Here is a 17,401-nt window from a genome sequence, read left to right as displayed (position 1 = left end):
CTCCTGCAGGGGTCAGGCGAGTTTGCGGGGACGGAACGTCAGGGCGGAGTCCGGTATGGAAAGCCCGAAGGTACGCAGCTGGTGCGCGCGAGTGATCACGGCGGCGCCCTCCAGCAAATTCAAGGCGATCTGCGTGACGGTGCGCCGGGACGGATCGGCAAGCAGGCTGCCCCGGGCCCAGTTGTTGAACGCGCCGAGCGAGGGACCGGCCCACAACTGGTAGTCGGTGCGGCGCTCCGGCCGGCCCTCGATCGCCCATCGGCTGGCGTTGCCCACGTACCACCGGAATACCAGCGCCATCCGGTGCTTGGGGTCGCGTTCGGCTCTGGCCAGCTGTCCGGGGTCGCGCCGTAGCCAGAACCGTTCGGTGTCCGCCCAGATCGCGTCCAGGTCCGCGCCGAACACTTCGTTCTCCAGTCTGTGCCGCGTGTCGGCGGGGATCTCCGCCAGGGACCGGTGACGCCGGTAGACGTCGTACAGTCGCTTGGCGCGCGCCGCGAACAGGGTGCCCCTCGTCAACACCTGGACCTGAATGCCTTGCTCGAACATGTCCGCGGCCGGGGCCATGGCCACGTCGGTGATGCCGGCTCCGGCCAGCAGCTCCCGTGCGTCCGCGGACACCCCGGACTCTGCTGCCAGTTGATTGACCGATCCGGTCATCACGTAGGCCGCGCCGAGTGCGAAGGCACCGGCCACCGCGCCGGGGGTGCCCAGACCGCCCGCGGCACCGACCCGGATCGGGCGGAGGAAGCCGTACCTGGCCACCAGGGTGTCCCGGAGCGCCAGCAGCTCGGGCAGGATCACGGACAGCGGACGGCTGTCGGTGTGACCGCCACTGTCGGCCTCGACGGTCACGTCCTCGGCGACCGGGACCAGGCGGGCCAGCCGGCCCTGCTCAGCGGTGAGAGCCCCGTCCCGGACCAGCGCGTCCAACAGCGCCTCCGGCGCAGGCGACATGAACTTCTCGGCCACCTCACGACGGGACACCTTGGCGAACAGACAGGTGTCCCTGACCACCCGGCCGTCGGCGTCCCGCCGCAGTCCGGCCGCCGCGCAGCGGACGACGGCGGGCGTCAGGTCCATGAACGCGGAGGCCGAGATCCGGCGTACACGGTGACGCAGCAGGAGGTCGGCGACCTGCGACTCCAGTCGGGGCTCGCCGGGTGAGTGGATCAGGTTGACGCCCCAGTTGGGCGCGTCGCCCAACGCCGCGGTCAGCTCCGTCACCGCCTGTTCCACCCGGTCGGGGGCGAGTCCGGCGGCGCCGAAGAAGCCCATGAGCCGGGCTCCGGCCAGCTCCATCACCATCTGGGTGGTGGCGATCCCGTTGGCCATCTCCCCGGCCACGTAGGGAAACCGTGTTCCGTGTGCCTCGGCGAAGCCTCGGTCGCCAAGCCACTCCGGGTACACCGGTGGGGCCAGTCCGACGAGCGGGTGGCCCCCGCCGGGCCCGAGCGTCCCGCCCACGGCCAACCCGTACCCGGATCCGCCGCCTACCACGTACAAAGGCTCACGGATCCGGGCTGCGTAGGCGGAGACCCCGGCCGGGTCGAACACGGCCGGCTCCGAGCCGGGCAGCCAGCAGACCTGGGGCACGCTGGCGGCGCGTCCGGACGCCTCGGACAGAGTGGTGTTCACCGGTCGGCTCCTCTCGGACGCGGCGTCGGTGTGGGCGTAGGTCCTCCAGCCGGCCCGTACCCGTTCCCAGTTGGGCCGACTGCCCTGTGGCGACCGTCCGCGGCGGCACGACCGACAGCGGGCGGGCTCGCCGAGTCCCCCTCCCGGGTGGCCGCACTGCCGGGCACGGAGGAACACGCCCGGGGACGCGACACGGGGACGGCCGGGGAACGGCCCCAAGAGTCGACCCGCCGTCTCGAAGCGGGCCACAGCAGTTCAGCGATGCGGTGCCAGGTCAACCGGGGCAGCCTCCGTTCGGGGTGGGAGCCCGGACAGCAGGTACTCCAGGCTGATGTGTTCCGGGACGCCCGCCGGTCCGAGTCTGGCCCTCACCCGGGAGTCGTCGTACCGACGGTGGTGCCGCAGATAGCAGAACACCCCCCTGACCAGTGAAAGGACCGACTCGTACGGCGAGGGGTCGGGGAGCTCCAGCACAACTGCGATACGGACCCCGGAGAGTTGCTCCAGCAGTCTGCCGAACACGACGACCGGTGTCTCCTGGCCGTGTACGACGTGGTAGGTCTCCACCCCGTCGGGGGGAGGCAGGTCGGCGAGCCGGGCCATCACGGCGGCGGCGAATTCCACCGGCATCAGGTTGAGTTGTCCGTCCGGCCGCCCCAGGATCCGGAAGCGGTTGGTCCGGGGGAGGAGCACGTCCGGTGTCCGGCCGGGGCCGAGCTGGCTCCGTGCGATGCCGGACAGGTTCCGCGTGATGTTCAGCAACGGGTGTTCCGGGAGATCCGGGTGGGGCGGCAGACCGGTGGTCAGGACGCTTGGCCGGAAGATCACCACCGGCCGGCCGGTGGCCCTCGCCCACGCGTGCACCAACTGTTCCGCCTCGAACTTGGACCGTTCGTAGGTGCCTTCGAAGCCGTAGGCATCGGTCAGTTCGTCCTCGTACACCACTCCGGTCCGACGCGCCCCGGCCACGAACGCCGTGGAGACGTGGAACACCATGGGGGTACGGCGTCCGGCCCCGGCCAGGTCGAGGACGTACCGGGTGCCTTCCACGTTCACCTCGCGCAGCGTGGCCAGGTCACCGTCGAGTGTGGTGTTCCCGGCGCAGTGCCAGATCGCGTCCAGCGAGTCCGCCAGTTCCTGGTAGTCACTCTTCGGCAGGGCGAGGCCAGGTTCGGTGATCCGGGCGGACACCACCTGGACGCGGTCGGCGAGGCCGGTGAGGCCGGGGGCGAACCGGTCGAGGCCTCGGGTGATCCGCTCCCGTACGCGGTCGGGCTCCCCGCGCGCGAGCACTGTGACCGACGGGTGACGGCGCAACAGCTCGTGCAGAAGTCGAAGGCCAAGGAAACCCGTGGCACCGGTCAACGCCACCCGCACCGTACCCCCCCGCTCTCGCCCCTGATGCTGGCCCACGTTCTCACGCGGAAAGCGGTGGGACGAGGCCACGGGAACGGCACCACTCGTTGTGCTGATATTCAGGCAGAACCGCTGGCACACCGCCGCTTTCGCCGGTAAGCACCTGTTCTGTACCGTGCGTGGGTACGGTCCGGCACGCCTGCTTGCCCCTGCGTTCCTGGGTATTGCGAGCCGCCTGGAACACACAGGAAGGAACTCAATGGGCCAGGACCGCCTTGCAGCGTCCTACGGCGATGCCAATCCACTGTTCCGGTTGTGCCGGCACCTGGGCTGGGGCGCGCTGGTCAACCTCGGTTACCACACCCTTCCGACCCTCCCCGGGATCGTCGGTGGGCTGGCTTGGTTTCAACGACGGCTCGAGACCAGGAGCCTGGCACTCCTGCAAGCCAGTCCGGGACACCGGGTGCTGGACGCCTGCTGCGGACGCGGCCACACCACCGCCCGGCTGGCTGCCGCGGGCTGTGACGCCGTGGGGGTCGACATCACCGCCGACCAGATCGCACAGGCTCGCGCCCGGTACGGCGACGCCGTCCGCGCCACCTTCGCCGTGGCCGATGTCACCGCCCTGCCGCAGGCAGAGGGCATCCGTGCCACGAACGGCTCGTTCGACCGGGTGCTCTGCCTGGAGGCGGCCTTCCACCTCTCTCCTGCCGACCGCCGCGCTCTGTTAGCCGAAGCCTTCCGGGTACTGCGCCCCGGCGGAAGGTTCGTCCTGGTCGACTTCGTCTGGAACACGGACGATCCGTCGATGATCCGGCAGCTCGATCCACTGGGCCTCGTACGCGAGGCGTGGCAGTTCGGCGAGTTCGAGCCCCTGAGGCGTTACCTGAGGCACGCGGAGGAGACGGGGTTCGTCATACGGCGCACCGTCGACTGGACCCGTCCGGTGATCGAAGGCTTCTCCCGTCTCGGCGCTCTCCTGACACGCATGGCAACGAACCAGGCCGGCCGGGAACTGCTGTGCCTGCGCTGGCCCGACTTGCGCGAGTTCAGCGAACAGGACTGGCGGCACACCCTCGCCAGTGTCGACGCCCACTGCTCCGTAGGACGCTGCACGGGCTACGTCGCCCTGGTGCTCGACAAACCAGCCTGATCACCACCTCCGGCCGACTCAGCCGCCGTTGCTACTGGCCCTGGACGTGCTCGATAAGCCCGCTTCCGGCGGAGCGAGCTGCCCGGTGCGCGGCACCGAGGGACTGCTTCGCGCGGCGGTCGGTGGGCCCCTGCGCTGAGGCACTGTCACGTTGGGGAACTCCCGTAGGGTGCTCTTCAGGTCGATCGCTCCGAGAAGGGGTCTGCTCGTGGGTGCCGCGTCGCCGTCGTACCAGGGGCACCGGTACCCGGTCGAGATCATTTCCCACTGCGTGTGGCGGTATCACCGCTTCCCGCTGTCGTTCCGGGAAGTCGAGGAGCCGATGCTCGAGCGCGAAGTGCTCGTCTCCCACGAGACCGTCCGCCGCCGGTGCGCGAAGTCCGGCCAGATCCATGCGCATGAGCTGCGCCGCCGCCGACCCCGGGCCGGGGGACACGCGGCATCTCGACGAGGTCTTCATCACGGTCAACGGCGAGCGGCACTACCCGTGGCGGGCCGCCGGCCGGCACGGGAACGTGCTGGACATCCTCGTCCAGCCCCAGCGCGACACCCGCGCCGCCGTGCGGTTCTTCCGCCGGCTCCCGATGGGCCCGGAGGACGTGCCACGGGTGCTCGTCACCGACAAGCCGCGCTCCTACCGAGCGGCCCACCGCCAGGTCACGCCGGGAGCAGAGCACCGCACCTCGAAGTACCCGAACAACCGGGCAGAGAACAGCCACCGGCCCACCCGGCAACGCGAACGCGCGATGAAGGGCTTTTGCTCCGTCGGCGGAGCGGAAGCGGTTCCTGGCCGCGTCCCGCGGCGTCTCACCGCACTTCCGGCCCCCGCCGCCACCGGATGACCGCCCCCGGCTACCGCGCCGAGATGACCGTCCGCTTCGCCGTCTGGGACCAGGCCACCGGCGCCGCCGGCCGGCCCACCACGGCCCGAGCACCGGCCCGGACCGCGGGCCCACCATGTCCGACACACTGGCAGGCACCTGCAAACCCAACAACGTGACAGCGCCATCCCCAGGCCCATGACCTCATGGAAGCTCACTGGGAAGACCTCGCTGCCGTGCGTACGCCAAGGAGCCGGACGGCTCGCCAGCCAGGAGACCCCCGGCCGGGCGTCAGTCGCGGGAATTGCCGAAGAGGAGGCGGTAGGCGATCAGCAGGACCAGAGAGCCGCCGATGGCGGCGCCCCAGGTGGCGAGGTCGAAGAACTGGTTCTGTATGGGCCGGTCGAGGAGCTTGGCGGAGAGCCAGCCGCCGGTGAAGGCGCCGGCGATGCCGATGAGGGTGGTGCCGATGAGGCCGCCCGGGTCGCGTCCGGGCAGGAGGATCTTGGCGATGGCTCCGGCCAGGAGTCCGAGGACGATCCAGCTGATGATGCCCATGATGTGACGCTGCTTTCTGATTTGGGTGGCGGACGATGGCGGCCCGGCGGGTCTGTACGGGGAGAGACGTGCCCGGGGCGGGTGGGGTTGCGGGATGGTCAGGTTCGCGGTGTGTCGTTGCCCGGCTGATCTGCGGGACGACCTGCGGTGTCACCGGGTGCGGCCCGGATGATGCGCGGAGCTGTGGACTCGTGCGGGGCTGCCTCCGCTGTGGCCGGCGGCGTCTGGTCGGACTTCATCGCTTTGGCCTCGCTCTTGAGGATACGGGCCGACTTACCCATGGAACGGGCGAGTTCGGGGAGCTTCTTGGCGCCGAAGATCAATATGACGACGATGACGATGATGGCGAGTTCGCTGACGCCAAACATGGTGTTCGTCTTCTCCCCGATGGCGGGCGGTAGGGCGACTAGAGGTGGCTGGCGATGGCGGGCATCAGGTCCTGGAAGGTGCGGCCGTTGGCCGGTTCCCCGATGGCGGACATGTGCCATCCACCGCTGGAGCGGTGGACCTTGGCCATGATCTGGGCGGTGTAGGAGCCGCCGCCGGAAAGGGTGTAGCGGGCCAGTTCCTGGCCGGTGTTCTCGTCGATGAGGCGACAGAAGGCGTTCTGCACCTCGGCGAAGGTCTGCCCGGTGAAGGAGTTGACCGTGAAGACGATCTGGTCGACGTGGGCGGGCAGGCGCAGCAGGTCGACGAGGATCGATTCGTCGTCGCCGCCCTGCCCGGCGCTGCCGACGAGGTTGTCGCCGGTGTGGCGGACCGAGCCGTCGTCGCTGATCAAGCGCTGGAAGAAGACGACGTCGACCGGCTCGTTGCCGGCGAAGAGCACTGCGGAGGCGTCGAGGTCGATCTCGCGGGCGGTCAGCTTGGCGAGGAAGCCCTTACGGGGTGCCGCCTGCCATCCCAGTCCCATCCGTACGACGCTGAGCGGTTGCCCGCCGCTCTTCTCCAGGCTGATCTGCTGGCCCTTGGTCAGCGTGACTCCCACCGGTTTCCTCCTGGCGCTCGGGGGCCGAAGTGCGCTGCCCCGGCGGTGCATGAGGCAGCCCACCTGAATCTACAGCACTGTAGAAGTGACGGGTGGGGGCGCCCCCCGCCCGGCGGGTACGGCATGGCACGGCGGCACCCGTTCGGCCTGTGTGCTCGCCCGTGGGAGCGGTGTCAGTCCCGGGAAGGGAGAGGGGCCGGTGAAGTCCGGGCTGCCGTAGCCGGGGCTCGTGTTGCGCTGTGCGGGAGGCGGGGCGGGGCTACGGCGCGGGGGTGGGCGGCTGGTGCAGCTGGCGGCGCAGGAACGGGAGCAGTCCGCGCTCCAGCAGGGCCTGGCGCCACGCCGCGTGGGCCTGGGCGAGGGAGGCGGTATCCGGCTGCGGGTGGCGGGCCGTGGCGCGATGCCGGGCTGCGGTGATCACGAGTGCGGTGCCCGCTGCTGCGGCGGCGAGCACCACCACGGCCCCGGCGACCCAGCCGGCCCGGATCAGCGCGATGGCCAAGGGCTGCTGGGCGCCGGCCAGCTGGAGTCCGTAGCCAAGAAGAAGGAATACGGCCGCCGCCGCGGTGGACAGGACTGGAGTGAGTACGGCCAGTGCCGCCAACAGTCCGTTCCCGGCGGTCGCGGGCGCGGGCCGCCAGGGTCGGCCGGCGCGGGCCGGGGCAGCTGCGGTCCGCAGCCGCAGCAGGGCAGCGTACTCGGTGGCGGCTTCGGCGGTGATGGTGTCGGCCGCGGTCAGCGCCCGGGCGCGCAGCTGCTCGGCGGTGACCTGTGCGGTCGGCTGTTGCAGGGCCTCGCGAATGTCAGGGGCGCTGAGCGCGGCGTGCAGCGTGTGTTCGAAGTCTGCTCTGTCGACGGCTCCGAGGCGGCCAGGCTCGTTCATGAAGGTCCCCGGTCGTGTGGTGCGGGCCGGTGCCGGCGTCTTGGCGGCACGGTCCGCTGGCGGGCATGTGGCAGCGGGCGTGCTCGTCGCGGGCGGGGCGGACTTACGGGCCGGCCCGCCCGCAGACGTGTGGTGGGTCAGACGTTGACGCCGAAGTCAGCGGCGATGCCCGCCAGGCCGGAGGCATAGCCCTGGCCGACCGCGCGGAACTTCCACTCCGCGCCGTTGCGGTACAGCTCGCCGAAGACCATGGCGGTCTCGGTGGCCGCGTCCTCGGACAGGTCGTAGCGGGCCAGCTCGGCGCCGCCCGCCTGGTTGACGACGCGGATGAAGGCGTTGCGGACCTGGCCAAAGCTGTGGCCGCGGTTTTCGGCATCGTGGATGGAGACGGGGAAGACGATCCGGGCGACGTCGGCGGGGACGGTGGTCAGGTTGACCTTGATGACCTCGTCGTCACCCTCTCCTTCGCCGGTGAGGTTGTCGCCGGTGTGCTCTACCGAGCCGTCGGGGCTGGTCAGGTTGTTGAAGAAGACGAAGTGCTGGTCGGAAAGCACCTTGCCGGACTCGTTGACCAGCAGCGCGGAGGCGTCGAGGTCGTAGTCGGTGCCCGTGGTCGTGCGGACGTCCCAGCCGAGGCCGACCAGGACCGCGGTCAGGCCCGGTGCCTCCTTGCTCAGCGAGACATTGCCACCCTTGGAGAGGCTCACACCCATGTCGCATCCCTTTCCGTGTCCGAGGGCCGGGCGTAGGGACCCGGCCGCTGAGTGACTGAACTCGAAATCTACAGCACTGTAGAAGTTACCGAGGGTTGCCAGGGCCGTCCATGCCGCAGTCGGATCCGGAGCGCGGTGGTGCCGGGCAGTCCGCCGCGCAGTCCGGGGTAACCGGAGCCGACGGTCAGGGTCACCGCGCCCGGCGTGGCCTGCGGGTCCCACCTGGGGGTGGCGGGGGTCCTGAGCCGGGCGGTCAGCGCCTTCGCCTGCTCTTTGAGGCCGGACGGGTAGGTCACGTGGTCTCCTTCGCCGGCGTGGGCGCGTTGTCGGTGCCGGTGACCGTGTAGCCGGCCGCGCGCAGCTCCTTGGCGGCGATGGCGGCCCGGCCGGGCGTGCCGGTGGCGTTGAGGACCCGGACGGTGATGGTGCGGGCCGGGACCGGCTCGGCGGCGGTCAGTTCATCCTTGTCGACCTCCTGGCCCTTGGCGAGGGCCCTGAAGAGGGCCTGTGCCTGGGGGTACTGCCAGGAGATGTTGGCCTTGTCTGTGAGGACGTCCAGTTCGCGCGGGTAGTAGGGACGATCAGGAAGGTGAGCCGGTCCTCGGGTATGCCCTCGAGGCTGGACAGCGGTTTCATCCCGGCGAGGTCCTCGTCGGTGGTCAGCGACTTGGTCGCCGAGTCCAGGAAGGAGTACAGGTCGCCGGGGTTGGTCAGTTTGGGCCTTGACCCGGAATCTTGGACACGGGCTATGCAGCTTGGGCCAGAGTAGTTGCTGTTGTGTCGAGTGCTGTTTTGTAGGCGATGGGACTGCGTTGTCCGAGGCGGGAATGACGGCGTCGGGTGTTGTAGCGGTTGAGCCAGCGGAACGCGTCGAGGCGGGCTTCGTGTTCGCTGGACCAGGTCTTGCGTCCCTGAAGCGTCTCGCGTTTGAACGTCGCGTTGCGCGCGCTGCGGACGCTGGGCGGTGTCCCGCGGAGCAAGGTCCGCTATGACAACCTCAAGGCCGCCGTCGCCCGGGTACTCGGGGTGAGCCGGGCCAGGGCGGAGGCAGGCCGGTGGATCGCCTTCAAGTCGCACTACGGCATCGAGGGCGCCCATGAGAAGAGCGGCGTCGAAGGGATGATCGGTTACTTCCGCCGCAACTACTTCGTTCTCGTCCCCGAGGTCTCCTCGCTCGCCGAGCTGAACGAGATGGTCGAGCAGTGGGATCGGCAGGACGACGCCCGCCGCATCGGTGCCCGCTCCAAGACCGTCGCCGAGTGCTTCGCACTCGAATAGCCGCTGCTGATGCCGCTGCCCGAGGAGCCGTTCGAGACGGTCCGGCTGTTCACCCCGCGGGTCGACCGCTACGACCAGATCCCGGTCCGCACCAACCGCTACTCGGTGCCGATCCGGCGGATCGGCAAGCGAGTACGGGCCGTCTTGCACGCTTCTCACCTGGTGGTCTACGACCAGAATGTGGAAGTGGCCCGGCACGAGCGGTTGATCGCCAAGGGCTCTGTGCGCCCCTTTGTGTATCGGATCGCCCCGGTCGTCATCAATGTGATCGACCGGGGCATGCCAGCTGTGTCGTCGGTGATCAAACCGCCTTGAAGGACGTGCCCGTCGGCTTCGCCCGGGTTCGTACCGCACGGGTGAGGCTGAGCCTCAGGGATGCCTGCTGGAAGCTTCCGTTCAACGGCGCACCGCGCGCTCGGGCGGGATCCCCGGCCGGTCCTTCGGCAGCAGCACACGCAGGGCACCCGGCCGGGTTTCGCACACTACGGGGAGAGGAAGCCGTACCGCTTCGCCGTCGATGCCCGCGTCCAGGTGCCGGACGTCACCGTGCAGCGTGATGCCGGGAGCCGACCAGACGACAATCCCTTCACCCGCCGGGCCGGCACCGTGCCTGTGCTGTCGCAGTTCGCCGCGCAGGTGCCGCAGGAGGTCCGGGGGCGCCTGAGTCGGGCGCTTGAGGACGATGGCGCCCAGCTGTCCCGTGGTGAGCGAGAAGCGACGCCCCAGCCAGCGCGGTGTGGCCAGGTGGTACGGGTTGTTGGAGATCAGCACCACCTGCGGGAACTCCACGGTCCCCCACGGTGTGTCCACGCGGGCCGCGACCCATTGCTTGCCCTTGACATAGTCGGGCGCCACCGCGGTGAACGCGCGCGGTTTGTCCTCCCGGTACCCGGGCTCCAGCAGGGCGTCGGCGTACATACCGAAAGAGACGTTGTTGACGAAGACACGCGGGCCGAGCATCCCCAGGTCCACCTGCGCGGGCTCACCGTCGACCAGGGCGTTAAGCGCCCACCCCGGATCGCGCAGATCGAGGCCCAGGTCCCGGGCGAAGTGGTTGCGGGTGCCCGCCGGGACCACGACCAGCGACCGGTCCGTGTCGGCGGCCACCGCAGCGACCGCCGACACGGTGCCGTCGCCGCCCGCAGCCCCCAGCACCTGCGCACCCTCCTCGACGGCTTTCCTCGCAAGCGACGCCGCGTCCCCTTCCGCACTGGTCGTCCAGACCTGCGCTCCCATCTCCTCGGCCCGCTGTACCAGGCCGTAACGGGCTGTCTTGCCGCCGCCCGAGCGTGGATTCGTCACGATCACCACCCGGGCACGCGTCCGAGCACCGGCCATCACCGCACCCCCTTTCGCTGCTCAGGCCAGCCTTCGGCCGCCCGGTCAACGTAGGAAACAACAGTGTGGCGGCGGCCCCCCGTAGGCGGGTTGGCGGCGCATCCGTGCGCTGCGGCAACCGGACAGACGCTGCGCGCCGCACACGCCCAGGTCCAGGGGCGCCGCCCAAGCGGGGCCTCGGAGTCTCCGCCGCGATCAGTGCTGGGGGTGCGGTCGGTGGAACAGGGGCCGCCGCTCGGCGGCAGTGCCGCCCGGAGCGAGGCGACCGACTTCGACGCGCATCCTGATGGCCTGGAACACCTCGACCACCCCCAGGACCAGGGCCATGACGCCGACCGCCAGAGTGAGTGCGGCGATCGAGGTGAACGGCGAGACGATCAGCACGATGCCCGCCAGAGTGCTGATGATCCCGTAGAACAGCTGCCAGCCGCGTGCCGGCATGCCCTCGGCGGAGGCCGCCGCAGCCGTCACCATGATGCCGCGCAGCAGCCAGCTGAAGCCGATCCACAGGGCGAGCAGAAAGATCGACTGCAGGGTGCCCCGGAAGCAGATCAGCCCCAGCAGGACGGAGAGTGCACCCGTGAGGAAGTGCAGCACCCGAAGATGCCGGGGAACGTGCGTGCCGAAGGCGGCGGCCAGCTGGAAGACGCCGGTAGCCAGCAGGTAGATGCCGAAGAGAACGCCGACGACCCGCAGCGTCTCCCCCGGCCAGGCGAAGACCACGACGCCCAGGGCGATCGTGGCCAGGCCCGTGGTGAACAGGATCTGCCAGCCCATGTTCGCCAAGGCGCCCAGGCCCTCGGTCAAGGGGGCGTCCTGTGGATCGGTGCCGCGCGGAGGGCCGGTGCCCGAGGAATCGGAGGGATAAGTCATGCCGCTGCCTCCTCCTGGAACAGCACGGTCGGGCCGTACACCTCCATCGTCACCCAACCCCGGCCCTGTTTCACCTGGCGGAGGTCTTCGCAAGCCCGCTCAGGACCGACCGCGGCGGCGCAGCAGTCCACGCAGCCGCGCCCGCAGCGTACGCACCGAAAAACGTCTGCAACGTGGCCACCGCCGGAATGGCGATCAACGTGCCGACTACACCGAGCAGCGCGGTGCCCGCGATCACGGAGCCGAAGGCCACCACCGGATGGATGTCCACGGTTTTGGACGTGAGTTTCGGCTGGATCAGGTAGTTCTCGAACTGCTGATAGACCACGACGAAGACCAGCACCACCACCGCGTACCAGAGGTCGCCGGCGAACGCGGCCAGCACGGGCATGGCCGCGGCCAGATAGGTGCCGATGACCGGGACGAACTGCGACACCACCCCCACCCACACGGCGAGCGCCAGGGCGTACGGCACATCCAAGCAGTGCCAGCATGATGAAGCGGGCGACCGCGGAGATCAGGGCCCTCAGCCCCCGGGAGTAGAGGTATCCGCTCGTCTTGTCGACCGCGATCTCCCAGGCCCGGAGCACCTCCGTCTGCTTGGCCGGTGGCAGCAGCGAGCACAGCGCGCGGCGCAGCCGGGGCCGTCCACGGCGAAGTAGAACGCGAACAGGAAGATCGTCAGTAGCCGGACCAGGCCGCCCAACACGGAAGCAGAGAAATCGAACACCCCGCCCGCGCTCTTCTGTACGTACGTCCGCAGCCAGTCGAAGCGCAAAAGCCGGCCCTGGATGTCGGCCCGCGACAGCTCCGTGTGGAACGTCCGGTTGATCCAGCCGATGAAGGAGTCCAAGTACCCTGGAAAGTCTTCGATGATGTCGCTGATCTGGCCCGCCAGGAGCGACCCGAACAGCACGAAGAAACCCGTCGCCCCGAGGACCATGGCGAGGCACATCAGAAGGGCGGCCAGGCCCCGGCGCATCCTCCGGGCGACCAAGCGGCCGACCGGCGGCTCGATCCCCAGCACCAGGAAAAGCGCGATCAGAATGCCGACCAGCAGACCGGTGAGCTTGCGGAACGCCCAGTACTGATCTTTTCGTTAGTTCTGTGGGTGTGGCGGGCTCGTTGGCGGGAGTCTGATGTCGTGTCTTTCAAGCCTTCGCCTGTTGTCTCCGGGCCTGTCGTTCCCCCTTTGACACGACCGCAGTTGACCGAGGCGCGGCGTGTGCGGGCGGCTGAGTTGTTCGATCAGGGACGTTCGAATGTCGAGTTTGCTCGGATGTTGGGGGTCAGTGCCGAGAGCGTCGCGCGATGGAGCGAGACGAGTCCGAGATCGCCCGATGGATAGCTCACGAGTGGCCGCGCATCGACAAGGGGCGGTGAACACACGTGCCTGGATCGTGTTCCTCGACGCATCAGGAGTGTCGCTGCTGCCTCAGATCCGCCGCACCTATGCACCCCGCGGCCGCACACCTTTCCTGCGGCACCGGCTGGACCGGAAGCGTGCCTCGATGGCCGCGGCCCTCGCTACCACGCCGCCGATCCGGACCGCGGGCCGCGTCTGCGCTTCCCTCTCAAGCCCGGCAGCTATGACACCACCGCTCTCATCGAGGCCCAGGAACAGCTCAAGGTCTTCTACCGCGGCGAGCGGGTGGTGCTGGTCTGGGACGGACTGTCCGCCCACCGGAGCTGGGCGATGCGGTCCTGGGCCGCCGAACAGGACTGGCTCACCCTGGAGCGATTACCCGCCTACGCACCCGAGCTCAACCCGGTGGAACTGCTGTGGTCCTCGCTCAAGAAGCGTGAACTTGCCAACCTCGCCAGCGACCATCTCGCCGACGTCGCCGAGCACGGCATCCACCGCATCAACCAGAACCGGCAGCTGCCATGGTCCTTCCTCGCTCACACCGGACTCACCATCCACCCGCCAACCCCACCGAACTAACGAAAAAATCACTACTGAGTTTTTCGTTAGTTCTGTGGTGATTGGGGATGAATGGTCAGGCCGGTGTGGGTGAGGAAGGACCACGGGAGTTGCTCGCTGGAGCAGACTCGGTGGATGCCGCGTTCGGCGGCGTCGGCGACATCGGCGAGGTGGTCGCCGGCGAGGTTGGCCAGCTCGCGGGTCCTGATGGCCGACCACAGCAGTTCGACCGGGTTGAGTTCGGGTGCGTAGGCCGGCAGCCGCTCCAGCGTCAGCCAGCCCTGCTCGGCCGCCCAGGCCCGCATGCCCCGGCTCCAGTGGGCGGACAGTCCGTCCCATACCAGCACCACCGGCTCACCGGCGTAGAAGGTCTTGATCTGTTCCAGCACCTCGATCAGGGAAGTGGTGTCGTAGCTGCCCGGCTTGAGGTGGAAGCACAGCCGCGGGCCGCGTCCACCGTCGGCGGCGTGGTAGCCCAGCGCGGCGGCCATCGAGGCTCGTTTCCAGTTCAGCCGGTGCCGCAAGAGCGGAGTGCGGCCGCGGGGTGCGTAGGTGCGACGCACCTCGGGCAGCAGCGATACGCCCGATTCGTCGAGGAACACGATCCAGGCACGTTTCTTCACCGCCCCTTTTTGATGCGCGGCCACTCGTGGGCAACCCATCGGGCGATCTCGGACTCGTCCCGTTCGACGGCCTGACGCCGGGGCCGCTGCAGACTCCACCCCAGCCGCCCGGTCAGCAGGCGCCATACCGAGGCCCGGGCCAACGTCACCCCGGTCACCCGCTCAACCACCACGCCGACCCGTTCCAGCGTCCACAGATCCGCCTCGAACCCGTGCGCCCGGGCGCCCTGCTCCAGCGCAGTCCGTACCTGCTCAACCTGGGCGTCGTCCAGCTTGGGCGGCCGACCGGTGGCCGGGCGCCGCCGCAATGCCTGAGTCCCGCCCTGCTCCCACAGGCGTTTCCACCGGCGCACGCTCTCGGGGTGCATCCCCACTGCCCGGGCAACCTCGGACGAAGGACGTCTCTGCTCGAACAACTCGGCCGCGCGCATGCGACGGGCCTCGGCCAACTGCGGCCGCGTCAGCGGCAGAACGGAGACATCAGCAACAGCATCCTGCGGTTTGGAAGACACACCATCATGCTCACACTGCCGAAGCCCCAACCACCACAGAACTAACGAAAAACTCAGTAGTAGGAAATATCCCTACTAGTGACCTGAGTCGGAGATTCGTCGTTGGTTGGGCATGAGTCGTCCGGGTCCGAAGATTCCGCCGTTGTCGGTGACCGATGCCCAGCGGGCCGCGCTGGAGGGCTGGGTGCGGCGTCGTTCGACGGCCCAGGCGCTGGCCCAGCGCTCACGGATCGTGCTGGAGTGTGCCGAGGGGCACTCGATCATGGAGGTGTCGCGGCGGCTGCGGGTCGCCCCGGACACGGTCCGCACCTGGCGGCGGCGCTTCCTCGAACGGGGTCTGGACGGCTTGTCCGACGAGCCGCGGCCCGGTGTCCCGCGGAAGATCACCGACGCGGACGTCGAGCGGGTCATCGTCAAGACGCTGGAGGAGAAGCCGAAGAACGCGACTCACTGGTCGACGAGGTCGATGGCGGCGGCCACGGGCATGTCCCCGTCGGCGATCTCGCGGATCTGGCGGGCGTTCGCCCTGGCCCCGCACCGGACGCAGACGTCTCTGCTGTCCACGGACCCGTTGTTCATCGACAAGGTCCGTGACGTCGTGGGGTTGTATCTGGATCCGCCGGAGAAGGCCCTGGTGCTGTGTGTGGACGAGAAGTCGCAGATCCAGGCCCTGGACCGGTCCCAGCCGGTGTTGCCGATGGTGCCCGGGGTTCCCGAGCGTCGCAGTCACGACTACGTCCGGGCCGGCACCACCACCCTGTTCGCGGCCCTGGAGGTCGCCACGGGGAAGGTGATCGGCTCCCTGCACCGCAGGCACCGGGCCGTGGAGTTCAAGAAGTTCCTGGCCAAGCTGGACCAGGAGGTGCCCGCCGAGCTCGAGGTGCATCTCATCCTGGACAACTACGTCACCCACAAGACGCCTGCCATCAAGAAGTGGCTGCCGGCGCACCCGCGTTTCCACTTGCACTTCACACCGACGAGTGCGTCCTGGCTGAACCTGGTGGAGCGGTGGTTTGCCGAGCTGACGCAGAAGAAGCTCAGGCGCGGTGTCCACCGCTCCGTCCAGGCCCTCGAGCGCGACATCCGGTCCTGGCTTGCCGACTGGAACGAGCATCCCAGGCCGTTCGTCTGGACGAAGACGGCCGACGAGATCCTCGACAAAGTAGCCGCCTACTGCCGACGAATCTCCGACTCAGGTCACTAGCTGGGCCATCGTGTCCTCGGTGACTGGGCGACCTTGGCACGCTTTCCGGACGCTGCTGATGACCTTGGTGCGGTTGAAGGGCTCTGCAACCCCGCTTCGCTTGATCACCATGAGGGAGTAGGTCTCCATTGTGGTGAAGCGACGGGAGCAGTCGGGGCACTGACGTCGCCTGCGGATCGACGTGCTGCGACATCTCGACCTCGTGTCAGTGAGCCACCATGGGATATACCGCTCCGTGACAGTGAGAGGCGTTGTCCGTGTCATTCTGATGTCAGCAGCAGACAGCCGCTCACTCCTCCGCCATCTGCGAAAATACGCCAGGAAGCAGCCGCCAGCCACTGCCAACCACCTCACTGACACGAACCCGGCAATCGCACGCCGTCGCCTTCGGGGACCGCCGGCCCGGCCAAGCGGGCCGGCGGCCTCCGGGGCCTGCCTGTGACGCGGTACTGCTGCGGGGCTAGAAGACGCTGAGGCCGTACAGGCTCAGCGGCCGGGTGACCGGCTCGTAGAACGTGGTGCCGCCGGTGGTGCAATTGCCGCTGCCGCCGGAGAGCAGGCCGTAGGCGGTGTTGCCGGCGAAGAGCGGGCCGCCGCTGTCGCCGGGCTCGGCGCAAGCGTTGGTCTGGATCGTGTTGTAGACCAGCTGGCCGTTGCCGTAGTTGACGGTGGCGTTCAGGCCGGTGACGCTGCCGGTGCGGTAACCCGTGGTGCTGCCGGAGCGCTCGATGCGCGTCCCGACGGTCGGGCTGCCGGCGTTGACGATGTCGCGGTACGTGCCGTTGTACAGGTACACGCGGCCGTCGGATGCGGCGGGGTTGGAGTGCTGGATGACCCCGTGGTCGTAGGTCGGGAAGACGGTCTGGCCCGGCACCGCAGTGCCGATGCTCCAGCTGGACCGGCCGCTGGTGCAGTGTCCGGCGGTGAGCGCGAAGTTCGTGCCCGCGGAGTTGCGGACGTTGAAGCCGAGGGAGCAGCGGACGCCGGAGGAGGTGATGGCCTCCCCGCCAGCGATCAGACGGCTGAACTTGCCCGGGGTGCGGTTGATCTGCAGCGCCCCGGACTGCGCGCCGGCCGCCTTCCTGATCTTGTTGATCTCTGCCGCCGAGACCGTGCTGTCGGCGGTGACGACGACCTTGCCCGACGCCTTGTCGGTGTACCAGGCCGTGCCGCCGACGTCGGCGGTGAGCACCGCGTCGCCGACCCGGGCGAGCTGGGCCGCGGTGGGCTTCGCGTCCGCGGACGCCGACGCCATGGCGGTGGGGGTCACGAGCGCGGACACGGTCGCCAGGGCGGCGACGACGGTGGCGGCACGGGCTCTTCGGGAGGCGCCCGACGACAGGAACGTCTTTACCTTCACTTGTCCTCCGGTGTGGGGTCGTGGGTCCGTTGGATGTCCGGGCCCTCGGTTCACGTCTGCGGCAGTCCTGCGGACAGTGCGGGCGTCCTGGAGGTGCCGCATCGGTGGTTGAACCTTCGCCGTGATATGCCCCTGTCAACAAGCGCGGCTTTCGGACGCTTCGGCGAGAGCCCCCGGGC

19 protein-coding genes and 4 pseudogenes are annotated in these 17,401 nt (G+C 69.1%); 6 read left to right on the top strand and 17 right to left on the bottom strand.

The window, feature by feature from the left end:
* Positions 1 to 12 precede the first annotated feature (12 nt).
* Positions 13 to 1,638 carry a PfaD family polyunsaturated fatty acid/polyketide biosynthesis protein gene (locus CP969_RS01675; RefSeq protein ID WP_016828205.1) on the bottom strand — a complete coding sequence of 542 codons (1,626 nt, stop codon included), beginning with the start codon at positions 1,636 to 1,638 and terminating at the stop codon, positions 13 to 15.
* Positions 1,639 to 1,893: 255 nt separating this feature from the next.
* Positions 1,894 to 3,015 carry an SDR family oxidoreductase gene (locus tag CP969_RS01670; RefSeq protein ID WP_026085538.1) on the bottom strand — a complete coding sequence of 374 codons (1,122 nt, stop codon included), beginning with the start codon at positions 3,013 to 3,015 and terminating at the stop codon, positions 1,894 to 1,896.
* Positions 3,016 to 3,253: 238 nt separating this feature from the next.
* Here CP969_RS01670 and CP969_RS01665 point away from each other — a divergent pair, with 238 nt between their 5' ends.
* Positions 3,254 to 4,147 (top strand): class I SAM-dependent methyltransferase, encoded by an 894-nt coding sequence (locus CP969_RS01665; RefSeq protein ID WP_223887020.1) that lies wholly within the window; start codon positions 3,254 to 3,256, stop codon positions 4,145 to 4,147.
* 208 nt (positions 4,148 to 4,355) lie between these two features.
* Positions 4,356 to 5,075: pseudogene (locus tag CP969_RS01660) on the top strand (IS6 family transposase); the annotation flags it as partial.
* Between the two features lie 184 nt (positions 5,076 to 5,259).
* On the opposite strand, the gene CP969_RS01655 reads toward CP969_RS01660, so the two are convergent.
* From CP969_RS01655 to CP969_RS01625, 8 genes and pseudogenes are all read right to left on the bottom strand, one after another.
* Complete coding sequence (locus CP969_RS01655) at positions 5,260 to 5,526, bottom strand: GlsB/YeaQ/YmgE family stress response membrane protein (protein ID WP_004993442.1); 267 nt, start codon at positions 5,524 to 5,526, stop codon at positions 5,260 to 5,262.
* Positions 5,527 to 5,624: 98 nt separating this feature from the next.
* Positions 5,625 to 5,894, bottom strand: coding sequence for a Sec-independent protein translocase subunit TatA (gene tatA, locus CP969_RS01650; RefSeq protein WP_016828210.1), 270 nt, complete (start codon positions 5,892 to 5,894; stop codon positions 5,625 to 5,627).
* Between the two features lie 38 nt (positions 5,895 to 5,932).
* Positions 5,933 to 6,514 carry a TerD family protein gene (locus CP969_RS01645; protein WP_016828212.1) on the bottom strand — a complete coding sequence of 194 codons (582 nt, stop codon included), beginning with the start codon at positions 6,512 to 6,514 and terminating at the stop codon, positions 5,933 to 5,935.
* A gap of 259 nt (positions 6,515 to 6,773) precedes the next feature.
* The gene (locus CP969_RS01640; protein WP_016828213.1) at positions 6,774 to 7,397 is read right to left on the bottom strand and encodes a hypothetical protein; all 624 of its coding nucleotides are present in this window, start codon (positions 7,395 to 7,397) and stop codon (positions 6,774 to 6,776) included.
* Between the two features lie 137 nt (positions 7,398 to 7,534).
* Complete coding sequence (locus CP969_RS01635; RefSeq protein ID WP_004993447.1) at positions 7,535 to 8,110, bottom strand: TerD family protein; 576 nt, start codon at positions 8,108 to 8,110, stop codon at positions 7,535 to 7,537.
* 68 nt (positions 8,111 to 8,178) lie between these two features.
* The gene (locus CP969_RS33540) at positions 8,179 to 8,406 is read right to left on the bottom strand and encodes a hypothetical protein (protein WP_004993449.1); all 228 of its coding nucleotides are present in this window, start codon (positions 8,404 to 8,406) and stop codon (positions 8,179 to 8,181) included.
* The gene (locus tag CP969_RS34730; RefSeq protein ID WP_223887144.1) at positions 8,403 to 8,534 is read right to left on the bottom strand and encodes a LytR C-terminal domain-containing protein; all 132 of its coding nucleotides are present in this window, start codon (positions 8,532 to 8,534) and stop codon (positions 8,403 to 8,405) included. The genes CP969_RS33540 and CP969_RS34730 overlap by 4 nt, the downstream gene beginning before the upstream one ends.
* 322 nt (positions 8,535 to 8,856) lie before the next feature.
* Positions 8,857 to 9,051: pseudogene (locus CP969_RS01625) on the bottom strand (integrase core domain-containing protein); the annotation flags it as partial.
* Here CP969_RS01625 and CP969_RS33530 point away from each other — a divergent pair.
* Together CP969_RS33530 and CP969_RS33525 are read left to right on the top strand one after the other, a co-directional pair.
* Positions 9,038 to 9,388 carry a transposase gene (locus tag CP969_RS33530; protein WP_016828219.1) on the top strand — a complete coding sequence of 117 codons (351 nt, stop codon included), beginning with the start codon at positions 9,038 to 9,040 and terminating at the stop codon, positions 9,386 to 9,388. The pseudogene CP969_RS01625 and the gene CP969_RS33530 sit on opposite strands and share 14 nt — an antisense overlap.
* A gap of 9 nt (positions 9,389 to 9,397) precedes the next feature.
* The gene (locus tag CP969_RS33525; RefSeq protein WP_016828221.1) at positions 9,398 to 9,703 is read left to right on the top strand and encodes a Mu transposase domain-containing protein; all 306 of its coding nucleotides are present in this window, start codon (positions 9,398 to 9,400) and stop codon (positions 9,701 to 9,703) included.
* 81 nt (positions 9,704 to 9,784) lie between these two features.
* On the opposite strand, the gene CP969_RS01615 is transcribed toward CP969_RS33525, so the two are convergent.
* The 3 genes and pseudogenes from CP969_RS01615 to CP969_RS01605 form a co-directional block, all read right to left on the bottom strand.
* Complete coding sequence (locus CP969_RS01615; RefSeq protein ID WP_252991190.1) at positions 9,785 to 10,690, bottom strand: diacylglycerol/lipid kinase family protein; 906 nt, start codon at positions 10,688 to 10,690, stop codon at positions 9,785 to 9,787.
* A 231-nt stretch (positions 10,691 to 10,921) separates the two neighbouring features.
* Positions 10,922 to 11,599 carry an HdeD family acid-resistance protein gene (locus CP969_RS01610; protein WP_004993456.1) on the bottom strand — a complete coding sequence of 226 codons (678 nt, stop codon included), beginning with the start codon at positions 11,597 to 11,599 and terminating at the stop codon, positions 10,922 to 10,924.
* Between the two features lie 70 nt (positions 11,600 to 11,669).
* Positions 11,670 to 12,671, bottom strand: a pseudogene (locus CP969_RS01605) (AI-2E family transporter); the annotation flags it as partial.
* A 321-nt stretch (positions 12,672 to 12,992) separates the two neighbouring features.
* Between CP969_RS01605 and CP969_RS34395 the strand changes: the two are divergent.
* Entirely contained in the window at positions 12,993 to 13,544 is a 552-nt protein-coding gene (locus CP969_RS34395) for a transposase (RefSeq protein WP_106431106.1), read from the top strand.
* 26 nt (positions 13,545 to 13,570) lie between these two features.
* On the opposite strand, the gene CP969_RS01595 is transcribed toward CP969_RS34395, so the two are convergent.
* Entirely contained in the window at positions 13,571 to 14,146 is a 576-nt protein-coding gene (locus CP969_RS01595) for a transposase (RefSeq protein WP_016828229.1), read from the bottom strand.
* Entirely contained in the window at positions 14,143 to 14,658 is a 516-nt protein-coding gene (locus CP969_RS01590) for a winged helix-turn-helix domain-containing protein (protein WP_106431107.1), read from the bottom strand. The genes CP969_RS01595 and CP969_RS01590 overlap by 4 nt, the downstream gene beginning before the upstream one ends.
* A gap of 112 nt (positions 14,659 to 14,770) precedes the next feature.
* On the opposite strand from CP969_RS01590, the gene CP969_RS01585 reads away from it, so the two are divergent.
* Positions 14,771 to 15,862, top strand: a complete 1,092-nt coding sequence (locus CP969_RS01585) for an IS630 family transposase (RefSeq protein WP_026085541.1) — start codon at positions 14,771 to 14,773, stop codon at positions 15,860 to 15,862.
* Here CP969_RS01585 and CP969_RS01580 read toward each other — a convergent pair.
* Positions 15,860 to 16,126 (bottom strand): annotated as a pseudogene (locus tag CP969_RS01580) (ATP cone domain-containing protein); the annotation flags it as partial. The gene CP969_RS01585 and the pseudogene CP969_RS01580 overlap by 3 nt on opposite strands.
* A 196-nt stretch (positions 16,127 to 16,322) precedes the next feature.
* Entirely contained in the window at positions 16,323 to 17,222 is a 900-nt protein-coding gene (locus CP969_RS01575; RefSeq protein WP_016828234.1) for a S1 family peptidase, read from the bottom strand.
* Positions 17,223 to 17,401 lie beyond the last annotated feature (179 nt).

Origin of the sequence: Streptomyces viridosporus T7A (assembly GCF_008704515.1) — a bacterium.
Lineage (GTDB): Bacteria > Actinomycetota > Actinomycetes > Streptomycetales > Streptomycetaceae > Streptomyces > Streptomyces viridosporus.
The sequence above is the reverse complement of the archived record's forward strand: the minus strand, read 5'-3'. Positions and strand labels throughout refer to the sequence as shown.